General features: G+C 68.3%; 24 protein-coding genes. 11 read left to right on the top strand and 13 right to left on the bottom strand.

Features of this window, described 5'->3' with window-relative positions; all coding sequences use genetic code 11:
- Positions 1-95: 95 nt before the first annotated feature.
- On the bottom strand, positions 96-1,115 hold the full coding sequence (locus ACWDTS_RS25670; RefSeq protein WP_450119277.1) for a hypothetical protein: 1,020 nt from the start codon (positions 1,113-1,115) through the stop codon (positions 96-98).
- Positions 1,116-1,356: 241 nt separating this feature from the next.
- Positions 1,357-2,394 (bottom strand): LLM class F420-dependent oxidoreductase, encoded by a 1,038-nt coding sequence (locus ACWDTS_RS25665; protein WP_248674991.1) that lies wholly within the window; start codon positions 2,392-2,394, stop codon positions 1,357-1,359.
- Between the two features lie 91 nt (positions 2,395-2,485).
- Between ACWDTS_RS25665 and ACWDTS_RS25660 the strand changes: the two genes are divergently transcribed.
- Genes ACWDTS_RS25660 through ACWDTS_RS25635 form a run of 6 tightly spaced genes read left to right on the top strand, consistent with a single transcriptional unit; the run spans position 2,486 to position 7,619 of the window.
- A complete protein-coding gene (locus ACWDTS_RS25660) occupies positions 2,486-3,457 on the top strand; it encodes a Zn-ribbon domain-containing OB-fold protein (protein ID WP_450109790.1) in 972 nt (323 codons plus the stop codon).
- Positions 3,458-3,472: 15 nt separating this feature from the next.
- Positions 3,473-4,534 (top strand): thiolase domain-containing protein, encoded by a 1,062-nt coding sequence (locus ACWDTS_RS25655; protein WP_450109789.1) that lies wholly within the window; start codon positions 3,473-3,475, stop codon positions 4,532-4,534.
- 1 nt (position 4,535) lies between these two features.
- A complete protein-coding gene (locus ACWDTS_RS25650) occupies positions 4,536-5,711 on the top strand; it encodes a thiolase domain-containing protein (protein ID WP_450109788.1) in 1,176 nt (391 codons plus the stop codon).
- A gap of 12 nt (positions 5,712-5,723) precedes the next feature.
- Entirely contained in the window at positions 5,724-6,605 is an 882-nt protein-coding gene (locus ACWDTS_RS25645; RefSeq protein ID WP_450109787.1) for a TIGR03619 family F420-dependent LLM class oxidoreductase, read from the top strand.
- Positions 6,602-7,015 carry a nuclear transport factor 2 family protein gene (locus ACWDTS_RS25640; protein ID WP_450109786.1) on the top strand — a complete coding sequence of 138 codons (414 nt, stop codon included), beginning with the start codon at positions 6,602-6,604 and terminating at the stop codon, positions 7,013-7,015. Before ACWDTS_RS25645 ends, ACWDTS_RS25640 begins: the two co-directional genes overlap by 4 nt.
- 16 nt (positions 7,016-7,031) lie before the next feature.
- Positions 7,032-7,619, top strand: coding sequence for a nucleotidyltransferase family protein (locus ACWDTS_RS25635; RefSeq protein ID WP_450109785.1), 588 nt, complete (start codon positions 7,032-7,034; stop codon positions 7,617-7,619).
- A gap of 55 nt (positions 7,620-7,674) precedes the next feature.
- Here the strand turns inward: ACWDTS_RS25635 and ACWDTS_RS25630 are convergent, their stop codons facing one another.
- Positions 7,675-8,928, bottom strand: coding sequence for a cytochrome P450 (locus tag ACWDTS_RS25630; RefSeq protein ID WP_450109784.1), 1,254 nt, complete (start codon positions 8,926-8,928; stop codon positions 7,675-7,677).
- Positions 8,929-9,113: 185 nt separating this feature from the next.
- Here ACWDTS_RS25630 and ACWDTS_RS25625 point away from each other — a divergent pair, with 185 nt between their 5' ends.
- The 3 genes from ACWDTS_RS25625 to ACWDTS_RS25615 all read left to right on the top strand — a co-directional run bounded on the left by ACWDTS_RS25625 (position 9,114) and on the right by ACWDTS_RS25615 (position 11,493).
- The gene (locus ACWDTS_RS25625) at positions 9,114-10,277 is read left to right on the top strand and encodes a steroid 3-ketoacyl-CoA thiolase (protein WP_450109783.1); all 1,164 of its coding nucleotides are present in this window, start codon (positions 9,114-9,116) and stop codon (positions 10,275-10,277) included.
- A 67-nt stretch (positions 10,278-10,344) separates the two neighbouring features.
- Positions 10,345-10,755 carry a nitroreductase family deazaflavin-dependent oxidoreductase gene (locus tag ACWDTS_RS25620; RefSeq protein ID WP_450109829.1) on the top strand — a complete coding sequence of 137 codons (411 nt, stop codon included), beginning with the start codon at positions 10,345-10,347 and terminating at the stop codon, positions 10,753-10,755.
- A gap of 78 nt (positions 10,756-10,833) precedes the next feature.
- Entirely contained in the window at positions 10,834-11,493 is a 660-nt protein-coding gene (locus ACWDTS_RS25615; protein WP_197251760.1) for a GNAT family N-acetyltransferase, read from the top strand.
- A 56-nt stretch (positions 11,494-11,549) separates the two neighbouring features.
- Here the strand turns inward: ACWDTS_RS25615 and ACWDTS_RS25610 are convergent, their stop codons facing one another.
- The 8 genes from ACWDTS_RS25610 to ACWDTS_RS25575 all read right to left on the bottom strand — a co-directional run bounded on the left by ACWDTS_RS25610 (position 11,550) and on the right by ACWDTS_RS25575 (position 18,711).
- The gene (locus tag ACWDTS_RS25610) at positions 11,550-12,464 is read right to left on the bottom strand and encodes an SDR family oxidoreductase (protein WP_450109782.1); all 915 of its coding nucleotides are present in this window, start codon (positions 12,462-12,464) and stop codon (positions 11,550-11,552) included.
- Positions 12,461-13,237, bottom strand: a complete 777-nt coding sequence (locus tag ACWDTS_RS25605; RefSeq protein ID WP_450119276.1) for an SDR family oxidoreductase — start codon at positions 13,235-13,237, stop codon at positions 12,461-12,463. Before ACWDTS_RS25605 ends, ACWDTS_RS25610 begins: the two co-directional genes overlap by 4 nt.
- A 131-nt stretch (positions 13,238-13,368) precedes the next feature.
- The gene (locus ACWDTS_RS25600; RefSeq protein ID WP_450119275.1) at positions 13,369-13,980 is read right to left on the bottom strand and encodes a TetR family transcriptional regulator; all 612 of its coding nucleotides are present in this window, start codon (positions 13,978-13,980) and stop codon (positions 13,369-13,371) included.
- Positions 13,981-14,221: 241 nt separating this feature from the next.
- The gene (locus ACWDTS_RS25595) at positions 14,222-14,701 is read right to left on the bottom strand and encodes a nuclear transport factor 2 family protein (protein ID WP_197251757.1); all 480 of its coding nucleotides are present in this window, start codon (positions 14,699-14,701) and stop codon (positions 14,222-14,224) included.
- Between the two features lie 9 nt (positions 14,702-14,710).
- Positions 14,711-15,640: a VOC family protein gene (locus ACWDTS_RS25590; protein WP_450119274.1), complete on the bottom strand. Its 930-nt coding sequence runs from the start codon at positions 15,638-15,640 to the stop codon at positions 14,711-14,713.
- A 36-nt stretch (positions 15,641-15,676) separates the two neighbouring features.
- Complete coding sequence (locus ACWDTS_RS25585; protein WP_450119273.1) at positions 15,677-16,855, bottom strand: acyl-CoA dehydrogenase family protein; 1,179 nt, start codon at positions 16,853-16,855, stop codon at positions 15,677-15,679.
- Positions 16,856-16,952: 97 nt separating this feature from the next.
- Positions 16,953-17,819: an alpha/beta fold hydrolase gene (locus tag ACWDTS_RS25580; RefSeq protein WP_450119272.1), complete on the bottom strand. Its 867-nt coding sequence runs from the start codon at positions 17,817-17,819 to the stop codon at positions 16,953-16,955.
- A gap of 64 nt (positions 17,820-17,883) precedes the next feature.
- A complete protein-coding gene (locus tag ACWDTS_RS25575) occupies positions 17,884-18,711 on the bottom strand; it encodes an IclR family transcriptional regulator (RefSeq protein WP_450119281.1) in 828 nt (275 codons plus the stop codon).
- 333 nt (positions 18,712-19,044) lie between these two features.
- Here ACWDTS_RS25575 and ACWDTS_RS25570 point away from each other — a divergent pair, with 333 nt between their 5' ends.
- Both ACWDTS_RS25570 and ACWDTS_RS25565 read left to right on the top strand, forming a co-directional pair.
- Positions 19,045-19,959: an LLM class F420-dependent oxidoreductase gene (locus tag ACWDTS_RS25570; protein WP_450119271.1), complete on the top strand. Its 915-nt coding sequence runs from the start codon at positions 19,045-19,047 to the stop codon at positions 19,957-19,959.
- Positions 19,960-19,962: 3 nt separating this feature from the next.
- Positions 19,963-21,108, top strand: a complete 1,146-nt coding sequence (locus tag ACWDTS_RS25565; protein ID WP_450119270.1) for an NADH:flavin oxidoreductase — start codon at positions 19,963-19,965, stop codon at positions 21,106-21,108.
- Positions 21,109-21,176: 68 nt separating this feature from the next.
- Here the strand turns inward: ACWDTS_RS25565 and ACWDTS_RS25560 are convergent, their stop codons facing one another.
- Positions 21,177-22,535, bottom strand: a complete 1,359-nt coding sequence (locus ACWDTS_RS25560) for an MFS transporter (protein ID WP_450119280.1) — start codon at positions 22,533-22,535, stop codon at positions 21,177-21,179.
- A gap of 333 nt (positions 22,536-22,868) precedes the next feature.
- The gene (locus ACWDTS_RS25555) at positions 22,869-23,672 is read right to left on the bottom strand and encodes an SDR family NAD(P)-dependent oxidoreductase (protein ID WP_197251748.1); all 804 of its coding nucleotides are present in this window, start codon (positions 23,670-23,672) and stop codon (positions 22,869-22,871) included.
- Positions 23,673-23,692: the final 20 nt, after the last annotated feature.

The following is a 23,692-nucleotide window of genomic DNA, read 5'->3' as shown; positions in this document are numbered from 1 at the left end:
TCGATATCCTTTGGCCACCAACGGATTCTACACAAAGCCGCAGGTCGGCCCCGCCGCGTCACGGCGAGACCGACCCGCGATTCTGCAACAGCCCGTCAATCGACTGGGTGTACCACTCGCTCACGTGCGAGGGAGGGTGTGGCGGCCATGATCCCCGATTCCTCGTCGGGAATCACGACTCGAACGTTCGGGCGTGGACGCGACCGCGCCAGTTCGAAGTGCCGGACCAGTTCGGCCAGAACCCGATCCGGGCTGTCCCGAAGTGCACTGGGTGCGGTCGCCAGAACGATGATGCCCAGACCCTGCATTCTCGTCCGTCGCTCCAGCGTCCTCTTGTAGTCGGCCGGCGAGAGATGCCATGCGAGCGAGTCGATCTCCCACGCCATCGCGACCTCGTCGATCCAGCCGTCGGGACGCGCGACGAACCTGCCGTGAGCATCGACGACGTCCCGGTTGAACACCATCTCCGGTAGCCCACTGCGCAGCCAGAGCTTCCGTGCGTGCACTTCCGGGACCGAATGTACGTTTGCCGCGACCTCCCGCAGCACCTTTCGAGGGAAGGCCGAACCTCGACCGCTGCCTGCCTCGAGTTCCTCCGACAACTGGGGCACCGTCACTGCTCCCCGCTGCACGACCTGAGCGATCAGCGCTCGAGTCGCGTCCAGCGTCGTGCAGCGGCGAGCCGCATCGAGGACGGCACGAACGAGCGGCGCACAGCGAAGTCCTCGGCGACCCACGTGATCCGGCATGCGGCGCGTACGTTCCACCAGCACGAAGCCCTTCGATTGGATGCGTTGTTCCGCCGGAAGCAGGATGTGCGCTTCGTATCCGGCGGTGTCGAATCCGTACTCGCGCAGAGCCGCATGCCCGGTCAGGACGGCCGTTTCCCCGCTGTACATCAGTGCCGCGACGGATCGTTGGTGATCCGTCAGCCGCCCGTTCTTCAAGTGGATGATCCCGGGAAGAACACGCTCCCACGGACCGCCCGGCCTACACCTGTCGTGGATTGCCGAACCCGAAACCCCGACACTCCGTAACGTCGAATCCGCGATGATTTCGTGGTTCGCGATCCTGAGCAACGTCTCGGGGTCCTCTGCCCATTCTCCTCGTCTCATGCGCCGATCATGCGATGCCGCCGGGCGGCCGCGAGACGTCGAGACGCCGATGCCGCGGTATCTGTGGATAGACCGCGCGCCTGTGGACAACGACCCCGATTCGGGGTGGCCCCCGCCCCCTTCGGCAGAGCGAATGGTACACCCAGTCGATTGAAGGAGACGAGGGATACACTCGCTCGGACCGCCGGAGGCGGAACGGTACGTTCGCTCGGACAAGCGGGCGGACAGGAGCGCCCCGACGTCAGCCCAGCACGACGTCCGCCAGCGACCTCACGTGGTCGGCGTTTCGGCAGGCGACGAGCAGCATCGTCACCCCCGCGTCCTCCCACCGACGCACTCCGTCGCGAACCTCGTCCCGGTCGCCCACGATCATCGTCTCGGCCACCATTTCGTCCGGAATGACCGCGGCCGCTTCGTCTTTGCGACCGGACCGGAACAACGTGGTCACCTCCTCGACGACCGCGTCGTAGCCCATGCGCCGGTAGACCTGGGCGTGGAAGTTCAGTTCGGGGGCGCCCATTCCGCCGATGTACAGGGCCATGATCGGTTTCTGCGCGGCGAGGGTCGCGGCCTTGTCGTCGGTGACGACGACCTGGCAGGTCGCGGCGATCTCGAAGTCCTCGCGGGTGCGCCGGGCGCCGGGACGGGCGAAGCCCTCGTCGAGCCACTTGTTGTACATGGGCGCGAGGCGCGGCGAGTAGTAGATGGCGAGCCAGCCGTCGGCGATCTCCGCGGTGAGCGCCACGTTCTTCGGTCCTTCGGCGCCGAGCCAGATCGGGATGTCGGCGCGGAGCGGATGGGTGATGGACTTGAGCGGCTTGCCGAGTCCGCTCGCGCCGTCACCGGTGTAGGGCATCGGGTAGTGCGGCCCGTCGCTGGTGACCGGTTCCTTGCGTTCCAGGACCTTCCGGACGATCTCGACGTATTCGCGGGTGCGGGCGAGCGGCTTGGCGAACGGTTGCCCGTACCAGCCCTCGACGACCTGCGGGCCGGACACGCCGAGTCCGAGGATGTGCCGGCCGCCGCTGAGGTGGTCGAGGGTCAGTGACGCCATCGCGGTGGCGGTCGGCGTGCGGGCCGACAACTGGACGACGGAGGTGCCCAGGCGGAGGCGTTCGGTCTCGGCGCCCCACCAGGCCAGGGGGGTGTACGCGTCCGAACCCCAGGACTCCGCGGTGAAGACGGCGTCGTAGCCCGCGGCTTCGGCGGCGGCAACGAGTTCCGGTGCGTTCGCCGGAGGCTGCGCGCCCCAGTATCCGAGCTGCAATCCCAGTTTCATGTGGCACCTTTCGCGATGGTCGCCGGTGCGGAACCGGCCTGGTCGGACGCTACCCTTGCCTCAAATCCTAGAACCTGTTCTACTCGAAGTTGTGAGCCTGGGAAAGAGCGCGGTTGTCGAGCCACCGCTGAGCGCACCACTGAATCTGAAGTTCGACTACACCCGATCCACCGGACCGACCGTGGGAGCCTTCGTCACCGGTCTGCGCGACGGACGGATCGTGGGGGCACGCGCATCCGACGGCCGGGTGCTCGTTCCGCCGCCGGAGTACGACCCGGTCACCCACGAACCGCTGCTGGATTTCGTCGAGGTCGGGCAGGCCGGAACGGTCGTCAGCTGGACGTGGAACGAGCTGCCGCTTCCGGGCCAGCCGTTCGACCGCCCGTTCGCGTGGGCGTTCATCCGGCTCGACGGCGCCGATTCCTCGATCCTGCACGCGGTGGACGTCGAATCCCCCGAGGACATCGAGACCGGCATGCGGGTGCGGGTCCGCTGGGCCGACGAGCGCGTCGGGCACATCGACGACATCGCGGCGTTCGAACCCGGTGAGGCCACCGAGACGCCGGCCGCCGGTGAGGGCGATCCGGTCTCGATGATCGTCACCCCGATCGACCTGCACTACAAGCACACCGCCTCCGCCGAGGAGTCCTACTACCTGCGCGGTCTCGCCGAAGGCAAGTTCATCGGCGGGCGCACCGGCCCGGGCGACCCCGTCTACATTCCGCCCCGCGGCTCGAGCCCGACCGACGGCATCCCGACCAAGGAGCAGGTGGAGCTGTCCGACAAGGGCACGGTCACCACGTTCTGCATCGTCAACGTCCCGTTCCTGGGGCAGCAGATCAAGCCGCCCTACGTCGCGGCCTACGTGCTGCTCGACGGCGCGGACATCCCGTTCCTGCATCTGATCCTCGAGTGCGACGCCGCCGATGTACGCATGGGCATGCGCGTCCAGGCCAAGTGGCGACCGCGCGAGGAGTGGGGGCACACCCTGCGCAACGTCGAATACTTCCGTCCCACGGGCGAACCCGATGCGGACTACGACACGTTCAAACACCACCTCTAGGGAGCATCGGGATCAATGACAGACATCGCAGTCGTCGGCTTCACCCACGCACCCCACGTGCGTGAGACCACCGGCACCACCAACGGCGTCGAAATGCTCGTCCCGTGCTTCCACGAACTGTACGAGCGCCTCGGAATCACCAAGAGCGACATCGGTTTCTGGTGCTCCGGCTCGTCGGATTACCTTGCCGGACGAGCGTTCTCCTTCATCTCCGCGGTCGACGCGATCGGTGCCGTGCCGCCGATCAACGAATCGCACGTCGAGATGGACGCGGCCTGGGCCCTGTACGAGGCGTGGGTCAAGCTGATCACCGGCGAGGTCGACACGGCGCTCGTGTACGGCTTCGGCAAGTCCTCCGCGGGCAACCTGCGCCGCACCCTGACCATGCAGCTCGATCCGTATCTGGTCGCGCCGCTCGGCGTCGACTCGCTCGCCCTCGCCGGTCTGCAGGCGCGCTTCGGCCTCGAGTCCGGCAAGTGGACCGAACGCGAGATGGCGGAGATCGCGGTGCGCAGCCGTGCCGCCGCCAAGGACAACCCGAAGTCGCAGATCAGCGGCGATTTCGACGTCGACGACCTGCTCGCGCAGCCGTTCGTCGCCGACCCGCTGCGCAAGCACGACTGCGCGCCCGTCACCGACGGTGCCGCCGCGATCGTCCTCGCGTCCGGCGACCGCGCCCGCGAACTCTGCGAGAACCCGGCCTGGATCACCGGTATCGAACACCGCATCGACTCACCGAATCTCGGCGCGCGCGACCTCACCGTCGCACCGTCCGCGCAGGCCGCGGCGCAGGCGGCGACCGGCGGTGACACCGCCTTCGACATCGCGGAACTGCACGCGCCCTTCACCCATCAGGAACTGATCCTGCGCGAAGCCATCGGCCTGGGCGATTCCACCGTGATCAACCCGTCGGGTGGCCCGCTGACCGGCAACCCGATGTTCTCCGGCGGACTCGAACGCATCGGGTACGCCGCGCAGGCGATCATCGACGGCCGCGCCGGCCGCGCACTCGCACACGCGACGAGTGGGCCTGTACTGCAACAGAATCTGGTAGCCGTTCTGGAGGGACGCAACTGACATGGCCAAACAACCGGCAGCAGTCCTCGGTACGGGACAGACCCACTACGTCGCCAAACGGCACGACGTCTCAATGGCCGGCCTGGTCCGTGAGGCCATCGACCGCGCGATGCTCGACGCGCAGGTCGGCTGGGACGACATCGACGCCGTCGTCATCGGCAAGGCACCGGACCTGTTCGAGGGTTCGATGATGCCCGAACTCGCGATGGTCGACGCGATCGGCGCGACCGGCAAGCCCATGCTGCGCGTGCACACCGCCGGTTCCGTGGGTGGTTCCACCGCGAACGTCGCCGCGAGCCTCGTGCAGTCCGGCGTGCACCGCCGCGTACTGGCCGTCGCCTGGGAGAAGCAGTCCGAGTCGAACGCGATGTGGGCGCTGTCGACGCCCGTGCCGTTCACGATGCCCGTCGGCGCGGGGGCCGGCGGCTACTTCGCGCCGCACGTGCGTTCGTACATTCGCCGTTCCGGCGCCCCCGAGCACATCGGCGCGATGGTCGCGGTCAAGGACCGCCTCAACGGCGCCAAGAACCCCTACGCGCACCTCAAGCAGCCCGACATCACCCTCGAATCGGTGCAGGCGTCCCAGATGCTGTGGGACCCGATCCGCTACGACGAGACGTGCCCGTCCTCCGACGGCGCGTGCGCCATCGTGATCGGAGACGCCGACACGGCCGCGGCCCGCGAATCCGCCGGGCACAAGGTCGCGTGGATCCATGCGACGGCGATGCGCACCGAACCCACCACCTACTCCGGCCGCGACCAGGTGAATCCGGAGGCGGGCCGCGTCGCTGCGGCCGCGCTGTGGAAGGACGCGGGCATCACCGACCCGATCACCGAGATCGACTGCGGCGAAATCTATGTGCCGTTCTCGTGGTTCGAGCCGATGTGGCTCGAGAACCTCGGGTTCGCCGAGGAGGGCTCCGGCTGGAAGCTCACCGAGGCCGGCGAGACCGCGATCGGCGGTCGCATCCCGCTGAACATGTCGGGCGGCGTGCTCTCGTCGAATCCGATCGGCGCGTCCGGCATGATCCGGTTCGCGGAGGCCGCGATCCAGGTGATGGGCAAGGCCGGCGAGCATCAGGTCGACGGTGCGCGCAAGGCCCTCGGCCACGCGTACGGTGGTGGCTCCCAGTACTTCTCGATGTGGGTCGTCTCCTCCGAACGTCCGACGCACTAGAAGGGACGGGTCATGGTCAAGTTCACCGTCGGTGTCGCGATGACGCCGCTGGACCAGCTCCTGGGACTCGCGAGAACCGCCGAGGAGTGCGGATTCTCGTCGATCGCGCTGCCGGATTCGCTGTTCTTCATGGAGAAGCAGACGGTCGACTATCCGTACACGCCGGACGGTTCGCGGATGTGGACCCCGGACACCCCGTGGGTCGATCCGTTGATCGCCGCCGCCGCGATGGGGGCGGTGACCTCGACGATCGAGTTCTACACCCAGGTGCTCAAGCTGGGTTCCCGGAACCCGGTGCTCCTGGCCCGGCAGGTCGGGTCGGTTGCGAACCTCACCGGCAACCGCTTCGGATTCGGCGTCGGAATCGGTTGGGCACCGGAGGAATTCGAGTGGTGCGGCGCGCCCTACGCGAAGCGGGGCAAGCGCGTCGACGAGATGATCGAGGTCATCAAACTGATCCTCGGCGGCGGCATGGTCGAGCACCACGGTGAGTTCTTCGACTTCGACCGGTTGCAGATGAGCCCGGCACCGAGCAAGCCCGTGCCGTTCTACATCGGCGGGCACACCGACGCGGCATTGCGTCGCGCGGCACGGGTCGGCGACGGGTGGACCTCGGCGATGATCAAGTTCGACGAGCTGACCGCCGTGATCGACCGCCTGCGGGTGCTGCGCGCCGAGTACGGCCGCAGCGACCTACCGTTCGAGATCCAGGCGGTGTCCGTCGACCGGTTCGGTTCCTCCGGCTACGCCGAACTCGCCGACGCCGGGGTCACCGACATCATCGTGGTGCCGTGGATCTTCGACGGCCACGGTTTCGACTCACCGCTCGAGGCGAAGAAGGAGTCGCTGCATCGCTTCGCCGACAAATACATTCACGGAAGGGACGCCGTATGAGCGAGGAACATCCCGCCCGGGTCGCGGCGCGCGCGTCGCAAGCCGCGGCCAGCGCCCGCCGCAAGGACGATTGGCTGGCGCTGTTCGCCGAGGACGGCTGCGTCGAGGACCCGGTCGGCCCGTCCGGTTTCGATCCGGAGGGCAAGGGTCACCGCGGCCGGGACGCGATCTCCGCGTTCTACGACATGACGATCGCGAACACCGAGAAACTCGAGTTCCTCATCGACGATGTGCTGGTGTGCGGCGACGAGTGCGTCAACATCGGCACGATCCGCACCACGCTGGCCGGCACCGTCATCGACGCCGAGGGCGTGTTCGTGTACCGGACCGACGGCGACGGCAAGATCGCGTCGCTGCGCGCGTTCTGGGAGGTCGAGCGGGCCATGAAGACGGCCCGTCCCGTCGAGTAGCCGGTATCCTCGGCCCATGACCGTGGCCGGGATCGTTCTCGCCGCAGGGGACGGCTCGCGGTTGGGTGGTCGCGCGAAAGCGCTTCTGCCCCACCGGGGCCGTCCCCTGTTGCATACCGTCGTCGATGCGCTGCGACAGGGCGGTTGCGACGAGGTCGTCGTGGTCGTCGGTGCCTACGGAGAGGACGTCGCCGCCCAGTGCGACCCGAACGTGATCGTGGTGCGCAATCCGCTTTGGGCGGAAGGGATGTCGACGTCGTTGCGGGCGGGCGTCGATGCGTCGTCCGGGCACTCGACGGTGGCGTTGACCGTGGTGGACTTCCCCGGAATCACCGCAGAACTCGTGCGCACCGTGCTGTCGGCCCACGAGCCCGGGACGGTGACGCTGCCGGTGTTCGGCGACCGCCCGGGCCATCCCGTCGTGTTCGACCGCGTCGACGCGGTCGCCGCCGCCGCGCAGGCCACCGGCGACGAGGGCGCCCGGTCGTTCCTGGCACGCAATCGCGACCGCGTGCGACGTCTCGACTGCTCGTCCCTCGCCGACGCGGCGGATATCGACACTCCAGAGGACCTGCATCTCCTCGACGACCCCCGGAACGGATGATGGGTGCCTCTCCGCTCGACGACGGAGAGGCACCCATCACCGGGAGCCGCGGGGGTCAGTGCTTGACGGGGCAGCCACCCTGGGTCTTGTAATCGACCTGGAATTCCTTGATGCCGTTGAGCCACGCCGAACGCAGACGCTTCGGGTCGGCGACCTTGGTGATGTCCGGGACGAGGTCGGCGATCGCGTTGAAGATGATCTCGATCTCCATGCGGGCCAGGTTCGCGCCGAGGCAGAAGTGCGCGCCGGTGCCACCGAAAGCCAAGTGCGGGTTGGGATCACGCAGGATGTTGAACTCCCGCGGGTTCTCGAACACCTCTTCGTCGTTGTTCGCCGACGCGTACAGCATCACGACACGGTCACCCTTGCGGATCTTCTGGCCGCCGAGTTCGGTGTCCTCGAGGGCGGTGCGCTGGAACGAGGTGACCGGCGTGGCCCAGCGAATGATCTCGTCGACCGCGGTCTTCGGGCGATCGCGCTTGAAGATCTCCCACTGCTCGGGATGCTCGAGGAACGCGAGCATGCCGTGCGTGGTGGCGTTGCGGGTGGTCTCGTTTCCGGCGACCGCGAGGACGATGAAGAAGAATCCGAACTCCTCGGGCGAGAGTTCGTCGCCGTCGATGTCGGCCTCGATGAGCTTGGTGACGATGTCGTCGGCCGGGCATTCCTTACGGGCAGCAGCCATCTGGTAGGCGTAGCCGAGAACTTCCATCGACGCCATGGCCGGGTCGGCGGTGTTCTCCGGATCGTCGTAGCCGGTCATCTGGTTCGACCACTCGAAGATCTTGGTGCGGTCCTCCTGCGGCACACCGATCAGGTCGGCGATGGCCTGCAGCGGAAGCTCCGCCGCGATCTGGGTGACGAAGTCGCCGTTGCCTTCCTTGGCAGCGGCTTCGACGATCGTGCGGGCGCGGCGCTCGAGGTCCTCACGCAGCGCGTTGATGGCGCGGGGGGTGAAGCCGCGGGCGACGAGCTTGCGGAGCTTGGTGTGTTCCGGGGCGTCCTTGTTGAGCAGGACGTGGCGCTGCAGTTCGATGTTGGCGCGCTCCATGTCGTCGCTGAAGCGCGGGATCGCGGTGTTCTCCCAGTTCGAGAACACGTCGCTGCGCCGGGAGACCTCGCGGACCTCCTCGTGCCGGGAAACGACCCAGAAGCCCTCGTCGTGGAAACCACCCTTGTCGGGGGACTTCTTGTTCCACCAGACCGGCGCCGTGCGACGCAGCTCGGCGAACTCTTCGAACGGCATGCGCCCTTCGTAGAGGTCGGGGTCGGTGAAGTCGATGTCTTCGGGAATGTTGGGCTGCGCCACCACTGAACTCTCTCCTACCCTGGCCGGTACATCACACACCCGTGATGTGGAACACGTTCTAGATCCATTCAAACACAGGCGAGCCGCGAGACCAAGGAATCCGTGGCTCCCGGTCACTCGGACACGCCTTGTCCTCCTAGGGAACCTGTTCTATTTTGCGAAGACAGGACAGAAAGGAGCCCGCCGTGGGCACACCAGTCATCGTCGAGGCGGCACGCACCCCGATCGGCAAGCGCGGCGGATGGCTCGCCGGTCTGCACGCCGCCGAGATCCTCGGGGCCGCGCAGAGCGGACTCGTCGAACGCGCCGGCATCGACCCGATGCTCGTCGAGCAGGTCATCGGCGGCTGCGTCACCCAGGCCGGGGCCCAGTCCAACAACATCACCCGCACCGCGTGGCTGCACGCCGGACTCCCCTGGCAGACCGGCGCCACCACCGTCGACTGCCAGTGCGGTTCCGCGCAGCAGGCCAACCACATGATCGCCGGCCTCATCGCGACCGGCGCCATCGACGTCGGCATCGCCTGCGGTATCGAGGCCATGTCGCAGGTCCCGTTGGGCGCCAACGTCGGTGAGCATGCAGGCCCCCGGCGTCCCGCGTCCTGGAACATCGACATGCCGGACCAGTTCGGCGCCGCCGAGCGGATCGCGCGTCGCCGCGGCATCACCCGCGAGGACGTCGACGCGCTCGGTGTCCGCTCGCAGGCACTGGCCAAGCAGGCGTGGGAGGAGGGCCGCTTCGACCGCGAGGTGCTGCAGGTCGTCGCGCCCGTCGTCGACAAGGAAGGCAACCTCACCGGCGAGAAGCAGACCGTCACCCGCGACCAGGGGCTGCGCGAGACGACCGCCGAGTCGCTCGCGAAGCTGAAGCCGGTCGTCGAGGGTGGCGTGCACACCGCCGGCACGTCGTCGCAGATCTCCGACGGTGCCGCCGCGGTGCTGCTCATGGACGAGGCGAAGGCGAAGGCACTCGGCCTGAAGCCGCGTGCCCGCATCGTCGCGCAGGCCCTCGTCGGCGCCGAACCCGAGTTCCACCTGGACGGTCCCGTGCAGGCCACCGCGAAGGTCCTGGAGAAGTCCGGGATGAGCATCGGCGACCTGGACCTGTTCGAGGTCAACGAGGCGTTCGCGTCGGTACTGCTGTCGTGGGCGCAGGTCCACGGGCCGGACATGGACAAGGTGAACGTCAACGGCGGTGCGATCGCGCTCGGCCACCCGGTCGGCTCGACCGGTTCGCGGCTGATCACGACCGCGCTGCACGAGCTCGAGCGACGCGACGCGTCGACGGCGCTCGTCACGATGTGCGCCGGCGGCGCCCTCGCGACCGGCACCATCATCGAGCGGATCTGAGGTGAGCACGACACCCGCCGCACCGCCCGGCCTGGACTCCAAGTGGACCGTCTCGATCATCAAGTGGATGTCACGGGCGAACGTGAAGGCCTATCGCGCCACCGGAGGCAGGATCGGCGGAAAGTGGCGGGTGGGCAGTGCCTTTCCGTGGGGCCTGCCGGTGTGCCTGCTGACCACGACGGGCCGCAAGACCGGGCAGCCGCGCACGTTGCCGCTGCTGTTCCTCGAGGACGGCGACCGCGTCGTGCTCGTCGCCTCGCAGGGCGGGCAGCCCAAACATCCCCTGTGGTACCGCAACATCCAGGCGAACCCGGAGGTGACGATCCAGATCCGGTCGCGGGTGCGGACGATGCGCGCCCGCGTCGCGACACCGGAGGAGCGTGCCGCGTACTGGCCGAGACTCGTTGCGATGTACCCGGATTTCGACAAGTACCAGTCGTGGACGGAGCGCACGATCCCGGTCGTCGTGTGTGATTGAACCTTCGCCTCTTCCCCTTGGGCCCGAACCGGCAATACTGGAGGAAGTTCTGCCCGCTCTCGAGAAGGGATGTCACCCGTGACAACCACCAATCATGATCAGGTACTCGATCGTCGCGAGATCGCCGCGGCCCTGCTGCGCGCGCTCGAACGGCGCCACGAGGTCCTCGATGCCATCGTCGAGAGCGATGATCGGTCCGACGCGATCGCCACGATCGCGCAGCTGCTCGACACGAACGAGCAGTGTGCGGAGGCCGTGCTCAATCTGCCGTTCCGGCGGCTGACGAAGGCCGAGCGCAAGAAGATCCGCGCAGAGCTCGAGGATCTGGACGCGGTGCTCACCTGGACCCCGGCCGAGCGGCCCTATGCGACGGGCGCGCATTTCCGGATGCGGCCGATCGGCGACAGCACCGCGGACACGGAGCTGTTCAAGGAGCGTTGCGCCGAGCAGCTCGGCGACTCCAGCGACGAAAGGATCGCGAGCGAACGCGCCGCGGCGGCCGAACGCATCGACGACGAGACGGCGATGTGGCTCGTGGCGGAGGATCTGACCGGGGACGAGCCCAAGCCGGTCGGATTCGCGTTCGGTGAGCTGACCGGGCACGAGGTGGAGGTCCGCATCTGGGTCCGCCCCGAGCTCCGCAAGCAGGGCTACGGCACCGCGACCCTCAAGCAGGCCCGCACCGAGCTGGCCGCGTATTTCCCGGGTTCGACGCTGATCATCCGTACCCCCGCATAGCCCGTGCTCGTGCGCGGTTTCGGTAGCCACTGCCACCGAAACCGCGCACGAGTCGTTCAGGCGCCGTAGACCGGGGTCGGCGGCTGAGATCCGGCGACGAGCTTCTCGACGACCGGACCGAGTTCCTTCGGATCCCAGCGATCGCCCTTGTCGACGACCTCGCCGTGACGCCAGCCGTCGGCCACGGACACCTTGCCGCCCTCGACCTCGAAGACGCGGCCGGTGACGTCCTTGGATTCGGCGCTGCCGAGCCACACGACCAGCGGCGAAACGTTCTCCGGCGCCATCGCGTCGAAGCCTTCCTCGGGTGCGGCCATCATCTCGGCCATCGCCCCGCCGGCACCGACGGTCATGCGGGTCCGCGCGGACGGCGCGATCGCGTTGACGGTGACACCGTAGCGGCCGAACTCGGCGGCGGCCTGGATCGTCAGGGCGGCGATGCCGGCCTTTGCGGCGGCGTAGTTGCCCTGGCCGATGCTGCCCATCAGCCCCGCACCGGAGCTGGTGTTGATGATCCGGGCGTCGACGGGATTGCCGGCCTTGGACTCGCTGCGCCAGTAGGTCATCGCGTGCCGCATGGGCGCGAAATGACCCTTGAGGTGCACGCGGATGACCGCGTCCCACTCCTCTTCGCTCATGTTCGCGAGCATGCGGTCGCGGAGGAATCCGGCGTTGTTGACGAGGACGTCGAGGCGGCCGAAGTTGTCGAGCGCGGTCTTGATCAGGTTCGCGGCGCCGTCCCAGTCGGCGACGTCGTCGCCGTTGACCACGGCTTCGCCACCGGCCGCGCGGATCTCCGCGACGACCTGTTCCCCGGGGGTCTCCCCGGTCACCGACCCGTCGCTGCCGACACCGATGTCGTTGACCACGACCTTGGCGCCTTCCGCGGCGAACGCCAGCGCGTGCGCCCTGCCGAGCCCCCGCCCGGCGCCTGTCACGATGACGACGCGACCGTCCAGCAGTCCACTCACTTTGCCTCCTTCGTTCGGGCCGCTGCCAGATAGGCAGGGCGTTCGCCGCCGCCGTGGACGGTCAGTGTGGATCCGCTGACGTACGCCGCCAGCGGGGATGCGAGAAATGCGGCGCAGTTGCCGATGTCGTCCGGGGTGGCCAGCCGGCCCGCCGGGACGGTCGCGCCGACGGCGGCGATACCTTCCTCGTCGCCGTAGAACAGGTGCGACTGTTCGGTGTCGACCATGCCGACCACGACCGAGTTGACCCGCACCTTCGGTGCCCATTCGACGCCCAGTGTCGTCGAGAGGCTGTCGAGGCCCGCCTTCGCGGCACCGTAGGCCGCGGTGCCGGGTGTCGGGCGGTGCGCGCTCACGCTCGAGATGTTCACGATCGAGCCGCCGTTGTCCTGCTGCTGCATCACCGCGTTCGCGGCCTGCGCGACGATCAGCGGCGCGAGCAGGTTGAGTTCGACGATCTTGGCGTGGAACTTGGGGCTGGCGTCGGCGGCGAGCGCGAAGGGCGAGCCACCGGCGTTGTTGACCAGCACGTCGAGCCTGCCGTGGCGGGCCACGATGGTGTCGACGAGTTCACGCACCCGATCCGGGTCACGCACGTCGCATTCGAGGAATTCTGCGGTGCGGCCGTCGATTTCGATGTCCCGCTCGGGCCGGTTCCGCGCGCACGTCACGACCGTCGCGCCGGCCCGCAGGAACGTCCGGGTGATACCGGCGCCGACCCCGCGTACACCTCCGGTGATCAGCACAACTGCGCCGTCGAGTCCCAGATCCATCCGTGCCTCCACTCCGATTGGTGCCCCAGATTCCGCGGGGCGCACTCAGGAACTTACCAAGCAATCGCTTGGTTTGTTAAGGCCGGTGTGTACTTCCGGCGGTCAGGACCGCCAAAAGGGCACACGGGCGGCTACGCCGCGAGATTCACCAACAGCAGGCGGCAGCTGCGCCTGATGTCGCTTTCGGCCTCCTCGAGGCTCGATCGGCCGTTTAGGTGCGCGATGATGACGCCGTACCAGAGCATCGACAGCAGCCGCAGCACGTCGCGGTCCGCGTCGGTGGGATGGGTGATGCCGGCGGCGTCGAGCACGATGCTCTGGAACTGCTCCTCGATCTTGACCGCGTCGGGTACCGCACCGGCGGCCGCGGTGCTGTTGGACTGCAACATCGCCAACGCCAGCGTCGGGCGCGCGACGAGTTCGCGGGTCATCTCGATCAGCGCCTCGCAGATCGCGTCCTGCGCGGAAAGACCACGATCGGGCGCCGGGTTCCGGCGGTACCCGGCGAATCGTTCGAGTCGGTGCAGCATCACACCCACGAACAGGTGCGTCTTCGACGGGAAGTATCGGTAGAGCGTTCCGATCGCCACGCCGGCCCGCTTGGCGACCTCGGTCATCTGCACGTGCGCGAGGTCGTGTTCGGTCGCGAGGTGCGCAGCCGCATCCAGAATGCGGACGTGCCGCTCCCACTGGTCCGCCGAAGACGGTTCGGCGCCGTCCCGCGCCACACCGATCCTGGACATTGTCGCTCCCCTTTCCGTTCCGATCGCGACCGATTGTCCCACCGAGCGGGCCCTGGACGGTCGTTCCGGCGCGCGGCAACACGTGCGTCCGCAGAGCGGGAACCGGCCGCGGATCACGTGCGCGTCGCGGGGATCACGACATGGTGGTCGGCCGGGCCGTCGAGTTCCGACGCCTCGACGGCCCGGCCGATGCTGTTCTACCGCGTCGCGTTCGGGATCCGCGACCGCCGGCGAATCCGGGTCAGGCCACGCCCGCGGCGAGGAGGTCGCGAGCGTCGGCGCGACCGTCGAGAACGCGCGCGATGCGCAGTTTCACCTGCCACCGGCCGTCCGCACGCACCAGCTCCCACCTGTTCGCGGTCACGCGCTTCACACGGAAACCCTTGTCCGTGTTGAGAATCAGCTGCGAATGGCAGGTGACGACCGCGGTGTCCCCGTCGATCCGGATGTTCAACGGATCGAGCAGATGGCCGCAGCCACCGTGGATGTAGCCCTGATGTGCCTCGGAACGCACCATCGCCATGATCGCGTCACGGCCCCGGTACGCACCCGAATCGACTTCGTACACCCCGTCCTCGGTCCACAGCGCGCCGACCGCCTCGGCCGAGCCGCTGTCCACGGCCGGCCCGTAGGTCGTGATGAGCTGCTGGATCGCGAGGGTGTCCTCGAGCAGTTCGACGCGTCGGACGAGTTGCTCGACGAGTGTGGTCGTATCGGTCATCGCCCCTCCCTACGATTGCGCGCTCGGCGGCGCGAACGCGGCGAGCGGTTCGGAACCGGACCAGTCGTGGCCCCAGTAGCTGTCTGCGGTGATCTCCTCGGCGGTGTAGAACGTCTCGTCGACGAGCATGCCCTCGGTGCCGAACTCGATGTCCCAGCCGCCGGGGGCCCGCACGTAGAACGAGATCATCTTGTCGTTCGTGTGGCGACCGAGCGTCGACGAGATCGAGAAGCCCAGCTCGCGAACACGATCCAGAGCCTGGCCGACCGCGTCGAGAGTTTCGACCTCGAGCATCAGGTGCACCAGGCCGGGCTGCTCGCTCGGCGGTGCCGGGCACAACGCGAGGCTGTGGTGACGCCGGTTGACACCGAGGAACCGCACCCGCCGCGCCGGCGGCGGTGCCGACGGACCGCCGACGCGCATCGCACCGCGCGGCAGGAAGCCGAGGACCTCGGTGTAGAACTCGTACACCCGGTCGAACCGGAAGCACGGCAGCACGACGTGCCCGAGTCCTTCCTCACCGGTGTGGAATCGGCCGGCGAACGGGGTCACGACCGGGCTGTGGTCGAGCACCGGGCCGAAGAACACCTCGACGCGGGTGCCGCCCGGATCGTCGAACGCGATGACCTGCTCGGCGTCGCGATACAACGACTCCTGCTCCGACAGCACCTCGACGGCGATACCGGCCTTCTCCACGGCCTCGCGCACCCGTTCGAGCGCGAACTGGTCGCGGACCTCCCAGCCGACGGCGAGTGCCTTGTCGGTCTCGCCGGGCAGCACGATCAGGCGTGCGCGACGTTCGTCGATCCGTAGGTACAGCCCGTCCGGTTCCGGGCCGGAGCCGATCGCCATGCCGAGTCCGTCGACGACGAGTTCACGCCATCGTGCGATGTCTGTGGTCTGGATCCTGAGATATCCCAGGCCCCTGATGTCCGTCATTGTTCGATGTTCCTTCGTGACAGTTGGATTCGGCGATCAGATCATCGAGCGCATCATGCCCTGCGGCTCCTCGCCCAGCTGGGTGAGCGTGGCCGCGTGGAAGATCGAGCCGGGCACGTGGATGGCGTGGCTCAGACCTGCGTGGGCGTCACGCCAGAACCGCTGCAGCGGATTGGTGAGCTGCAGCGCGCCGCCACCGGCCCGCGCGAAGATCTCGTCGACGGCGCGCACGGCACGCCAGGCCGCGGCGGTCTGGGTGCGCCGGCCGATGGCCCGCATCTCGAACGTGACCTCCTGGCCCTTCTCGGTCAGGTCCCAGAAGCGATCGACGGTCTCGAGGATGGCGGCACGCGACGCGGCGATCTCGGCGGCCGCGTCACCGAGCGCGGACAGCACGTACGGGTCCTGCTTGATCGCGGTGCCGGACACCGTCACCCGCGACTTCTGCGTTTCGATGTAGCAGTTGAGGGCCCCTTCGGCGATGCCGATCAGCGAGGAAGTGATGCCGAGCGGGAAGATGCACGAGAACGGGAACCGGTAGAGCGTCTCGTCGCGTCCGGCGTCCTTCCAGGCGACACCGCCCATGACGCGTTCGGCGGACAGCGTCCGGTACTCGGGCAGGAAGGCGTTCTCGATGATCAGATCCTTCGACCCGGTGCCGCGCAGACCCACGACGTTCCAGCTGTCGTGGTCGATGCGGTAATCCGAGCGCGGCACAAGCACGTGCAGGGACTTGGGCGGGTTCAGCCGGTTGCCGTCCTTGTCGCCGACCGCGGCGCCGATCATGACCCAGTTGCAGTGGTCGGTGCCGGACGAGAAGGACCAGCGGCCGTTGAGGATGTAGCCGCCGTCGACGGGGGTGGCGACGCCCATCGGCGCGTACGGCGAGGCGATCCAGGTGTCGGGATCCTCGCCCCACACCTCCTGCTGGGCCTTCGGGTCGAAGAACGCCATCTCCCAGGGATGCACGCCGACGATGCCGGAGACCCAGCCGGTCGCACCGTCCATGGCGCCGAGACCCATTGCCGTCTCGGCGAATTCGCGCGGGTGCACCTCGAGGCCGCCGAACTCGGCGGGCTGGAGCATCCGGATGACTCCGGAGTCCCGCAGTCGCTTGGCGCTGCGATCGGTCAGGCGCATCAGCGTGTCGCCTTCGGTGCCGTCGGCGCGGATCTCGTCGGCGAACGGGATGAGCGAATCGAGAACCTGTCCCATGATCTTCCGGCTTTCTGTACGGCGCCCGGTAGTCGGGGCGGACGTCCGTGGGAGTCGCGCCCGCCGAGCGGGATCGGAGTGCGGTGAGCGGTATCGCTCACGCGTCCTTACGGTTGAGGAAGGAGAGGACGGTGGCGAGCCACGCGTCGCGGGCCTCGATCATCGTCCAGTGCCCGCAGTTCGGGAACACGTGCAGTTCGCCGTTGCGCAGCTCGCGCATCGGGAGCATCGCCATGTCGACGGGGCTGACGCGATCGTCGCGACCCCACGTGATGAGGGTCGGTGCGGTGATCTTGCCGAGTTGCGCCCAGTAGGGCGTTTCGGTGGACGCGAGGGCGGCGCGGGCACCGGCTTCGAACGCAGCCGTGCTGTACATCCGGCGGGCGATCTCGAGCGTCTTGGGTTCGGTGGCGAGTTCCCAACGCTCCTGGATCAATTCGTCGGTGACGATCGCGGGGTCGTACACCATCGAGTGGAGCCAGCGCACCAGCTTCTCGCGCGTCGGGTCGTCGGTGAATTCCATCAGCAGCCGGATGCCCTCGCCGGGCGACGGCGCGAACACCGACCGGCCGGCGCCGCCGATCGTGACGAGCTTGTGCACCCGGTCGGGTTCCGCGATGGCGAACTGGGTTCCGACGATGCCGCCCATCGAGTTTCCGATGATCGAGACGCGGTCGAGGCCGAGTGCATCGAGGAAGTCGGTCACCGCGTGCCGGGCCATCACCATGGGATGACCCGCGCACGGATCGCTGACGCCGAAACCGGGGAATTCGAGTACGAGGCAACGGAAGTGTTCTGCAAGGTCGGCGAGCACACCCCGGTAGTTGCGCCAGCCGGTCACTCCCGGGCCGGAGCCGTGCAGCAACAGCAGGGGCGGTCCGTCACCGGCTTCGTGGTATCGGAGCACGCCACGGTCCGTCGTAACGGATCGCGCGGTCTCCTCATAGCTCAGTTCCGTCGTCATGACCAGTACATTCCCAGCGACACGGGCACCGTGCGCGGAGGCTCCCGGTGAACGGGACCCGCCGCTAGGCCCATGCTCCGGCTCCGCCGGCGACGAACTGCTCGGCCGTGTCGGGAACCGTGAAGGACACTGGATCGTCGGCGAGACGACGCGCGCGACGCGGCGCCCCGAGTTCGGGGTAGAGCATGCGCGAGATGTCGCGCGCGGCATCGGCGACGATCGGTGCAATGCGTTCGAGGTGACCGGGACGGGCCGGGCCGCACAGCGAGATGCCCGCGACCGGGCCCTGCGGGCTGCGGACGGGCGCGCCGACGCAGGCCATGCCGTTCATCGCCTCGCCGGTCTCGAAGGCGAGTCCGTGCCGCTGCCGGATACGGCCCAGCTCGCGGTGCAGCATCCCGAGGTCGGAGATGGTGCGGTCGGTGCGGCGCGGCAGACCGGCGCTGTACAGCGCGTCGACGTGCTCGGGCTGCAGGCCGGCGAGGATGGCCTTGCCGCACGCGGTCGCGTGGGCGGACACGCGGCCGCCGACGCGGGAGGTCAGGGTGGCGGCGAGCTGCCCGCCGACCTTGTCGAGGTAGACGATCTCGTTGCGGTCGAGGACCGCGAGATGCGCGACCATCCCGGTCTGCAGGTGCAGTTCGTGGAGCACCGGGGCCGCCGCCTCGCGGATGCGGCCGTGACCGTTGTCCCCGGCGCCGAGCGACTTGGCGCGGCGGCCGAGACAGTAACCGAACGACGCGTGGTCGACCCATTCGAGCCGGACCATCTGGTCGAGGATGCGGTGGACGGTGGAGCGGGGCAGCCCGGTGCGGCAGGCCACCTCTTCGAGGGTGAGCCGGGAGGAGGCGTTGTCGAAGGCGTCGAGGATCAGCGTCATGCGCTCGACCATGGAGGCGGGCAGTTCGCGCTGCGGCGCCGACGATCCCCGGGTCGACTCCGATGTGGTCTCGTATTCCTCTGCAGCAGCATCGAATTCGGGCATCGACGTAACCTCCTCCAACCCCTCGGACCGAGGGAGACCCCAAGAGACTGAAATTCATTCTTGTGACCGACGTAACAAGTATTGCCGATCGGGCCGTGATTGACAACATCCCACTGAACAGGAAGCACACCGGCCACCCGTTCCCCGACCGGTAGAACGGTCGGGAAGGACGATCACGCGCTTCACACCCGGGCCGCCGCCCGGGCGCGCGCCGGGTTCGCGTACGAGGGGTTCGATCGCATGTACATAGGTGTCACATCGCCCGTGGTCATCGGCCACCCCGCCTCCCGCGCCGAATGGGAGCGCCACGCCGGCATCGACGAACTCGCGCGCGTCGCCGAGACCGCCGATCGCCTCGGCTACCACCACGTCACCTGCAGCGAACACGTCGCCGTCCCCACCCGGATCGCCGCCGAACGCGGCGGCGTCTACTGGGACCCGCTGGCGACCTTCGGATACCTCGCCGCACGCACCCGCCGGATCAGGCTCAACACCCGGGTGCTCGTGCTCGGCTACCACCATCCCCTCGAGATCGCCAAGCGGTACGGCACCCTCGACGCCGTCAGCGGCGGCCGGCTGATCCTCGGCCTGGGCGTCGGCAGCCTCGAGGAGGAATTCGCACTGCTCGGGGCGTCCTTCGAGGACCGCGGCGCCCGTGCCGACGAAGCGCTCCGCGCGCTGCGTGCCGGACTGTCGACCCCGAATCCCGAGTTCCACGGCACCTACTACGACTACGAGGACGTCGAGGTACGCCCGCACGCGGTGCAGCCGCGGGTGCCGTTCTGGATCGGCGGCCGCACCGGTCGGTCGCTGCGTCGGGCGGTCACGCTCGGTGACGGCTGGCTGCCGTTCGGTCTCACCGTGCAGCAGATCGCCGAGATGTTGCGCAAGGTGGATCCGCCGGAGGGATTCGACGTCGTCCTCGACGCCGGTCGCCCGCTCGATCCGCTCGGCGACCGCGACGCCACCCTGCGGGCCCTCGAACGACGCCGCGCGATCGGCGCCACGATCGTGAGCGCGACCTTCGCCGCCACCGGCGCGGACCACTACTGCGATCAGCTCGCGGCGCTGCGCGAGATCGCCGGCGAAGCCGGAGCCGAATTCGAATCCGCTTCTCCGAAAACGCCTTCCGAAATCGACGAAAGCTCCCGATAACGTATGACGAGAACCCTGTCCCCACTCTTCCGGCCCCTGACGGTGCGCTCGCTCGAGCTGCCCAACCGGATCGTGATGTCGCCGATGACCCGGTCGCACTCCCCCGGCGGCGTGCCGGGGCCCGACGTCGCCGAGTACTACCGGCGACGCGCCGCCGGCGGAACCGGCCTGATCGTCACCGAGGGCGTCGCGATCGACCACCCGACGGCCGTCGACAACCCGCGGGTCCCGCGGATGCACGGCGAGGACGCCCTCGACGGGTGGCGGCGCGTCGTCGACGCCGTCCACGCCGAGGGCGGCCGGATCATCCCGCAGCTGTGGCATGTCGGGCCGCTGTGGGGCGCGATGACGAGCAACGTCGACCCGGCTCTGACGCCGATGCGCCCGTCGGGTGTGTGGGGCGAGCCCGGCGTCACGACCTATTCGGACGAGTACGTCGCGCAGGCCTCGCGGCCCTGCCGGCCGATGACCGACGACGACATCACCGACGTCATCTCCGCCTACGCGCGCGCGGCGCGGGCCGCGCTGGACGTCGGGTTCGACGGGGTCGCGCTGCACGGCGGCCACGGCTACCTGCTCGACGCGTTCCTGTGGGCGAGCACCAATCGCCGCGACGACGAGTGGGGCGGCGACCTGCAGCGACGTACCCGGTTCCCGGCCGCGGTGGTCGCGGCGATCCGCGCCGGGATCGGCGAGGACGCCCCGATCTTCTTCCGGTTCTCGCAGCACAAGCAGCAGGACTACACCGCACGCATCGCGGAGACCCCGGACGAGCTGGGCACGATCCTCGGCGCCCTCGCCGACGCGGGAGTGGACGTGTTCGACGCGAGCATCCGCCGCTTCGACGTCGCCGCGTTCGAGGGCAGCGACCTGTCGCTCGCGGGGTGGGCGAAGAAACTCACCGGCGCGATGTCGATGGCCGTCGGCAGCGTCGGTATCGCGACCACGTTGCGCGAGACCCGCCTCGGCGTGGCCGCACCGTCCCGCGACAACATTCCCGAACTCGAACGACGGCTCGCCGCAGGAGAATTCGATCTCGCCGCGATCGGGCGCCTGCATCTCGCCGATCCGCAGCTCGCCACGACCCTGCGTGCCGGTGGCCCTCTCCCCGAGTTCGATCAGGGCGTGCACGCGCGCACCCTGACCTGACCCCCGCACCCGTGCGCGTTTTCGGTAGTCGGAACTACCAGAAACGCGCACGGGCAGTGGGATTCGACTCAGTCGGCGGTACGCTTCGGGATCATCACCGTGAGCGCGATGGCCACGACCGTGCAGATCACGATCATGGCACCGACGAGGTTCAGGCCGGTGATCGTCATCGCACCCTGCGACGTGACCGTCGCGGTCAGGATCATCGTCGCGAGCGACGTGCCGACGCCCTGGCCCGCCATCCGCAGCACGGTCTGGGTGCCGGTCGTCTCGCTGGTGTTGCGTTCCGGCACGGACTCGACGACGAGGATGGGCAGCGCGGTGTATGCGAACGCCGTCGCGACCGACACCACGACCACCATCGCGGTCATCGCAAGTTCCGAACTGTGCGCGGTCAGCATCACGACGACACCGACGACGAACAGCGCGCTGCCGAGCAGCATCGACATCCGCGCGCCCACGGCCGCGGCGATCCGGCCGCTGATCGGTGTGCACGCGAATCCGAACAGCGAACCTATGAACGACAGCCACCCGGCGTGCGTCGCGGACAGACCCAGCCCGAACGACCCGGTCGTCGGGGACTGCATCACGATCGGGATGATCATGGTCACCACGCCCAGCGGACCCATCGCGATCGCGAGCGTCGCGAGCATCGTCAGGGAGAACTTGCGATCGGCGAACAGGCGCACGCTGATGAGCGGGTTCGGGACCTTCAGTTCCCACCGCACGAGCAACGCGAGCCCGGCGAGTCCACCGATGACGAGCGCGAGGAACCGCGGGTCGGACCAGCCCCACGCGCCGACCTTGTTGATGCCCAGCAGCACCGCGGCGACGGATGCGGCGAACAGGACGGCGCCGATGTAGTCGATCGCCTCCTTCGTTCCCTTCGGGGGTCGCCAGGGCAGAACGAACAGCACGAGGAACAACGCGAACAGCGAGTAGGCTGCAGCGACCACGAAGATCATGTGCCAGCTCGCGTAGTCGATGAGCAGCCCGGCGACGAGCAGCGAGGCGGCACCGGCGGTCACCGCGGTGCCCGAGATCAGCGCGACGGCGACGGGTACACGCGCGGGGGGAAGGTGCTCACGTGCCAGGCCGATGCACAGCGGCAGGATCGCGCCGGCCACGCCCTGGATCGTCCGGCCGACGATGATGCTGCCGAGGCTGTCGCCCAGGGCGCTGATGAGCGAGCCGAGGGCTGCGAGGGCGAGCAGGACGACCAACACGCGTTCGCGGCCGTACATGTCGCCCAGCCGGCCACATGCGGCCGCGGACGCCGCGGCCACCAGGAGGAACGCCGTGACGGCCCAGCCGACCGTGGTGGCGTCGCTGCCGAAATCCTTGATGAGCGTGGGGATCGCGGCGTACATCATCGATGTTTCGAAGGCGCTGATGATCTCGACGGCGATCAGCACCGCCACGATCACCCAGACGGGACGTTGGCGGGCGTAGCGCCCCTTGGCCGGTGGATCGGGAATCAGAGGTTCGACTCGAGTCGCATCGGAAGTCACAGATTCGGTTCCAGACTTTTCGGCGCACCGCGTATTGCGGTACGCGGGTGAAGGGAGAGGGAGGGAACGACGGCAACAGCCGTGTCCCACATCACTTTCCCGCTCCGAATGTGCCTGCCGCCTCCGCGGTCTCACTCAGCAGGAACCAAAAAAGGAAGACGCCCAACGTATGTCGTGGGCGTCTTCCTCGAAACTTCTCGTGCGCGTTTTCGGTAGCGGGAACTACCGAAAACGCGCACGGGGGCGGGGTCAGCGGTTCAGCAGCGCGCGCATCGCCTCGGCCGCGCCGCGGACCAGTGCGTCGCGCGGGAATCCGCTGCGCTTGACCGCAGCCTTGTAGTTGCCGCCCGCAACCCACACCGGGCCGTCGGCGAGGTGCTCGAGACCTTCGCGGGCGACCTCCTCCGGCTCGGACACGAGCATGCCCGGCACGTCGAAGTTCAGCCCGGCACGTTCCATCGCGGGGGTACGGGTGACACCGAGAACCAGTTCGAGAACGTCGACGCCGTACGGCGCGAGCTCGAGCCACAGGCTCTCCGCGAACACCCGGCTGAAGGCCTTCGACGCCGCGTAGATGCTCTGGTGCTCCGAACCCATGTACCCGGCAAGGGATCCGAGCAACATGATCCCGCCGCGACCCATGTCCTTCATGCGCGCCCCGAACAGGTGCGCGAGCTCGACCTGCCGGTGCACGTTCAGATCGATGACGCCGCGGAAACCGTCGAGGTCGCCGGTGACGAACTCGTGGCCGTAGCTGTTGGCGCCGGCGTTGAAGATGAACAGTCCCACCTCGAGGTCCGCGGTGGCCGTGCGGATCTGCTCGACGGCGTCGTCGGCGAGCAGATCCAGTGCGAGCGTGCGCACCTCGACGCCGTGCTCGCGCACCGCGGCGGCGGTGTCCTCGAGCGGTCCCGGCTTGCGGGCGATCAGCAGCAGATCGAACCCGGCGCGGCCGAGTTCGTCGGCGAAGGCAGCGCCGACTCCCTCGGAGCCACCGGCGATCACCGCCCACCTGCCGTAACGGGCACTGTCGATCTGCAGGGTTTCGCTCATCACTGTCCTTCGGATTTCCG

It is taken from the genome of Rhodococcus sp. NPDC003383, assembly GCF_053589115.1.
Note: the sequence above shows the minus strand (reverse complement) of the source record. Positions and strands in the feature narration are given on the sequence as shown.

Coding starts and splice junctions, on each gene's coding strand:
- ACWDTS_RS25670 (WP_450119277.1), bottom strand. CDS start 1,115: ATGAGACGAGGAGAATGGGCAGAGGACCCCGAGACGTTGCTCAGGATC.
- ACWDTS_RS25665 (WP_248674991.1), bottom strand. CDS start 2,394: ATGAAACTGGGATTGCAGCTCGGATACTGGGGCGCGCAGCCTCCGGCG.
- ACWDTS_RS25655 (WP_450109789.1), top strand. CDS start 3,473: ATGACAGACATCGCAGTCGTCGGCTTCACCCACGCACCCCACGTGCGT.
- ACWDTS_RS25650 (WP_450109788.1), top strand. CDS start 4,536: ATGGCCAAACAACCGGCAGCAGTCCTCGGTACGGGACAGACCCACTAC.
- ACWDTS_RS25645 (WP_450109787.1), top strand. CDS start 5,724: ATGGTCAAGTTCACCGTCGGTGTCGCGATGACGCCGCTGGACCAGCTC.
- ACWDTS_RS25640 (WP_450109786.1), top strand. CDS start 6,602: ATGAGCGAGGAACATCCCGCCCGGGTCGCGGCGCGCGCGTCGCAAGCC.
- ACWDTS_RS25635 (WP_450109785.1), top strand. CDS start 7,032: ATGACCGTGGCCGGGATCGTTCTCGCCGCAGGGGACGGCTCGCGGTTG.
- ACWDTS_RS25620 (WP_450109829.1), top strand. CDS start 10,345: ATGTCACGGGCGAACGTGAAGGCCTATCGCGCCACCGGAGGCAGGATC.
- ACWDTS_RS25605 (WP_450119276.1), bottom strand. CDS start 13,237: ATGGATCTGGGACTCGACGGCGCAGTTGTGCTGATCACCGGAGGTGTA.
- ACWDTS_RS25600 (WP_450119275.1), bottom strand. CDS start 13,980: ATGTCCAGGATCGGTGTGGCGCGGGACGGCGCCGAACCGTCTTCGGCG.
- ACWDTS_RS25595 (WP_197251757.1), bottom strand. CDS start 14,701: ATGACCGATACGACCACACTCGTCGAGCAACTCGTCCGACGCGTCGAA.
- ACWDTS_RS25590 (WP_450119274.1), bottom strand. CDS start 15,640: ATGACGGACATCAGGGGCCTGGGATATCTCAGGATCCAGACCACAGAC.
- ACWDTS_RS25585 (WP_450119273.1), bottom strand. CDS start 16,855: ATGGGACAGGTTCTCGATTCGCTCATCCCGTTCGCCGACGAGATCCGC.
- ACWDTS_RS25580 (WP_450119272.1), bottom strand. CDS start 17,819: ATGACGACGGAACTGAGCTATGAGGAGACCGCGCGATCCGTTACGACG.
- ACWDTS_RS25575 (WP_450119281.1), bottom strand. CDS start 18,711: ATGGTCGAGCGCATGACGCTGATCCTCGACGCCTTCGACAACGCCTCC.
- ACWDTS_RS25570 (WP_450119271.1), top strand. CDS start 19,045: ATGTACATAGGTGTCACATCGCCCGTGGTCATCGGCCACCCCGCCTCC.
- ACWDTS_RS25565 (WP_450119270.1), top strand. CDS start 19,963: ATGACGAGAACCCTGTCCCCACTCTTCCGGCCCCTGACGGTGCGCTCG.
- ACWDTS_RS25555 (WP_197251748.1), bottom strand. CDS start 23,672: ATGAGCGAAACCCTGCAGATCGACAGTGCCCGTTACGGCAGGTGGGCG.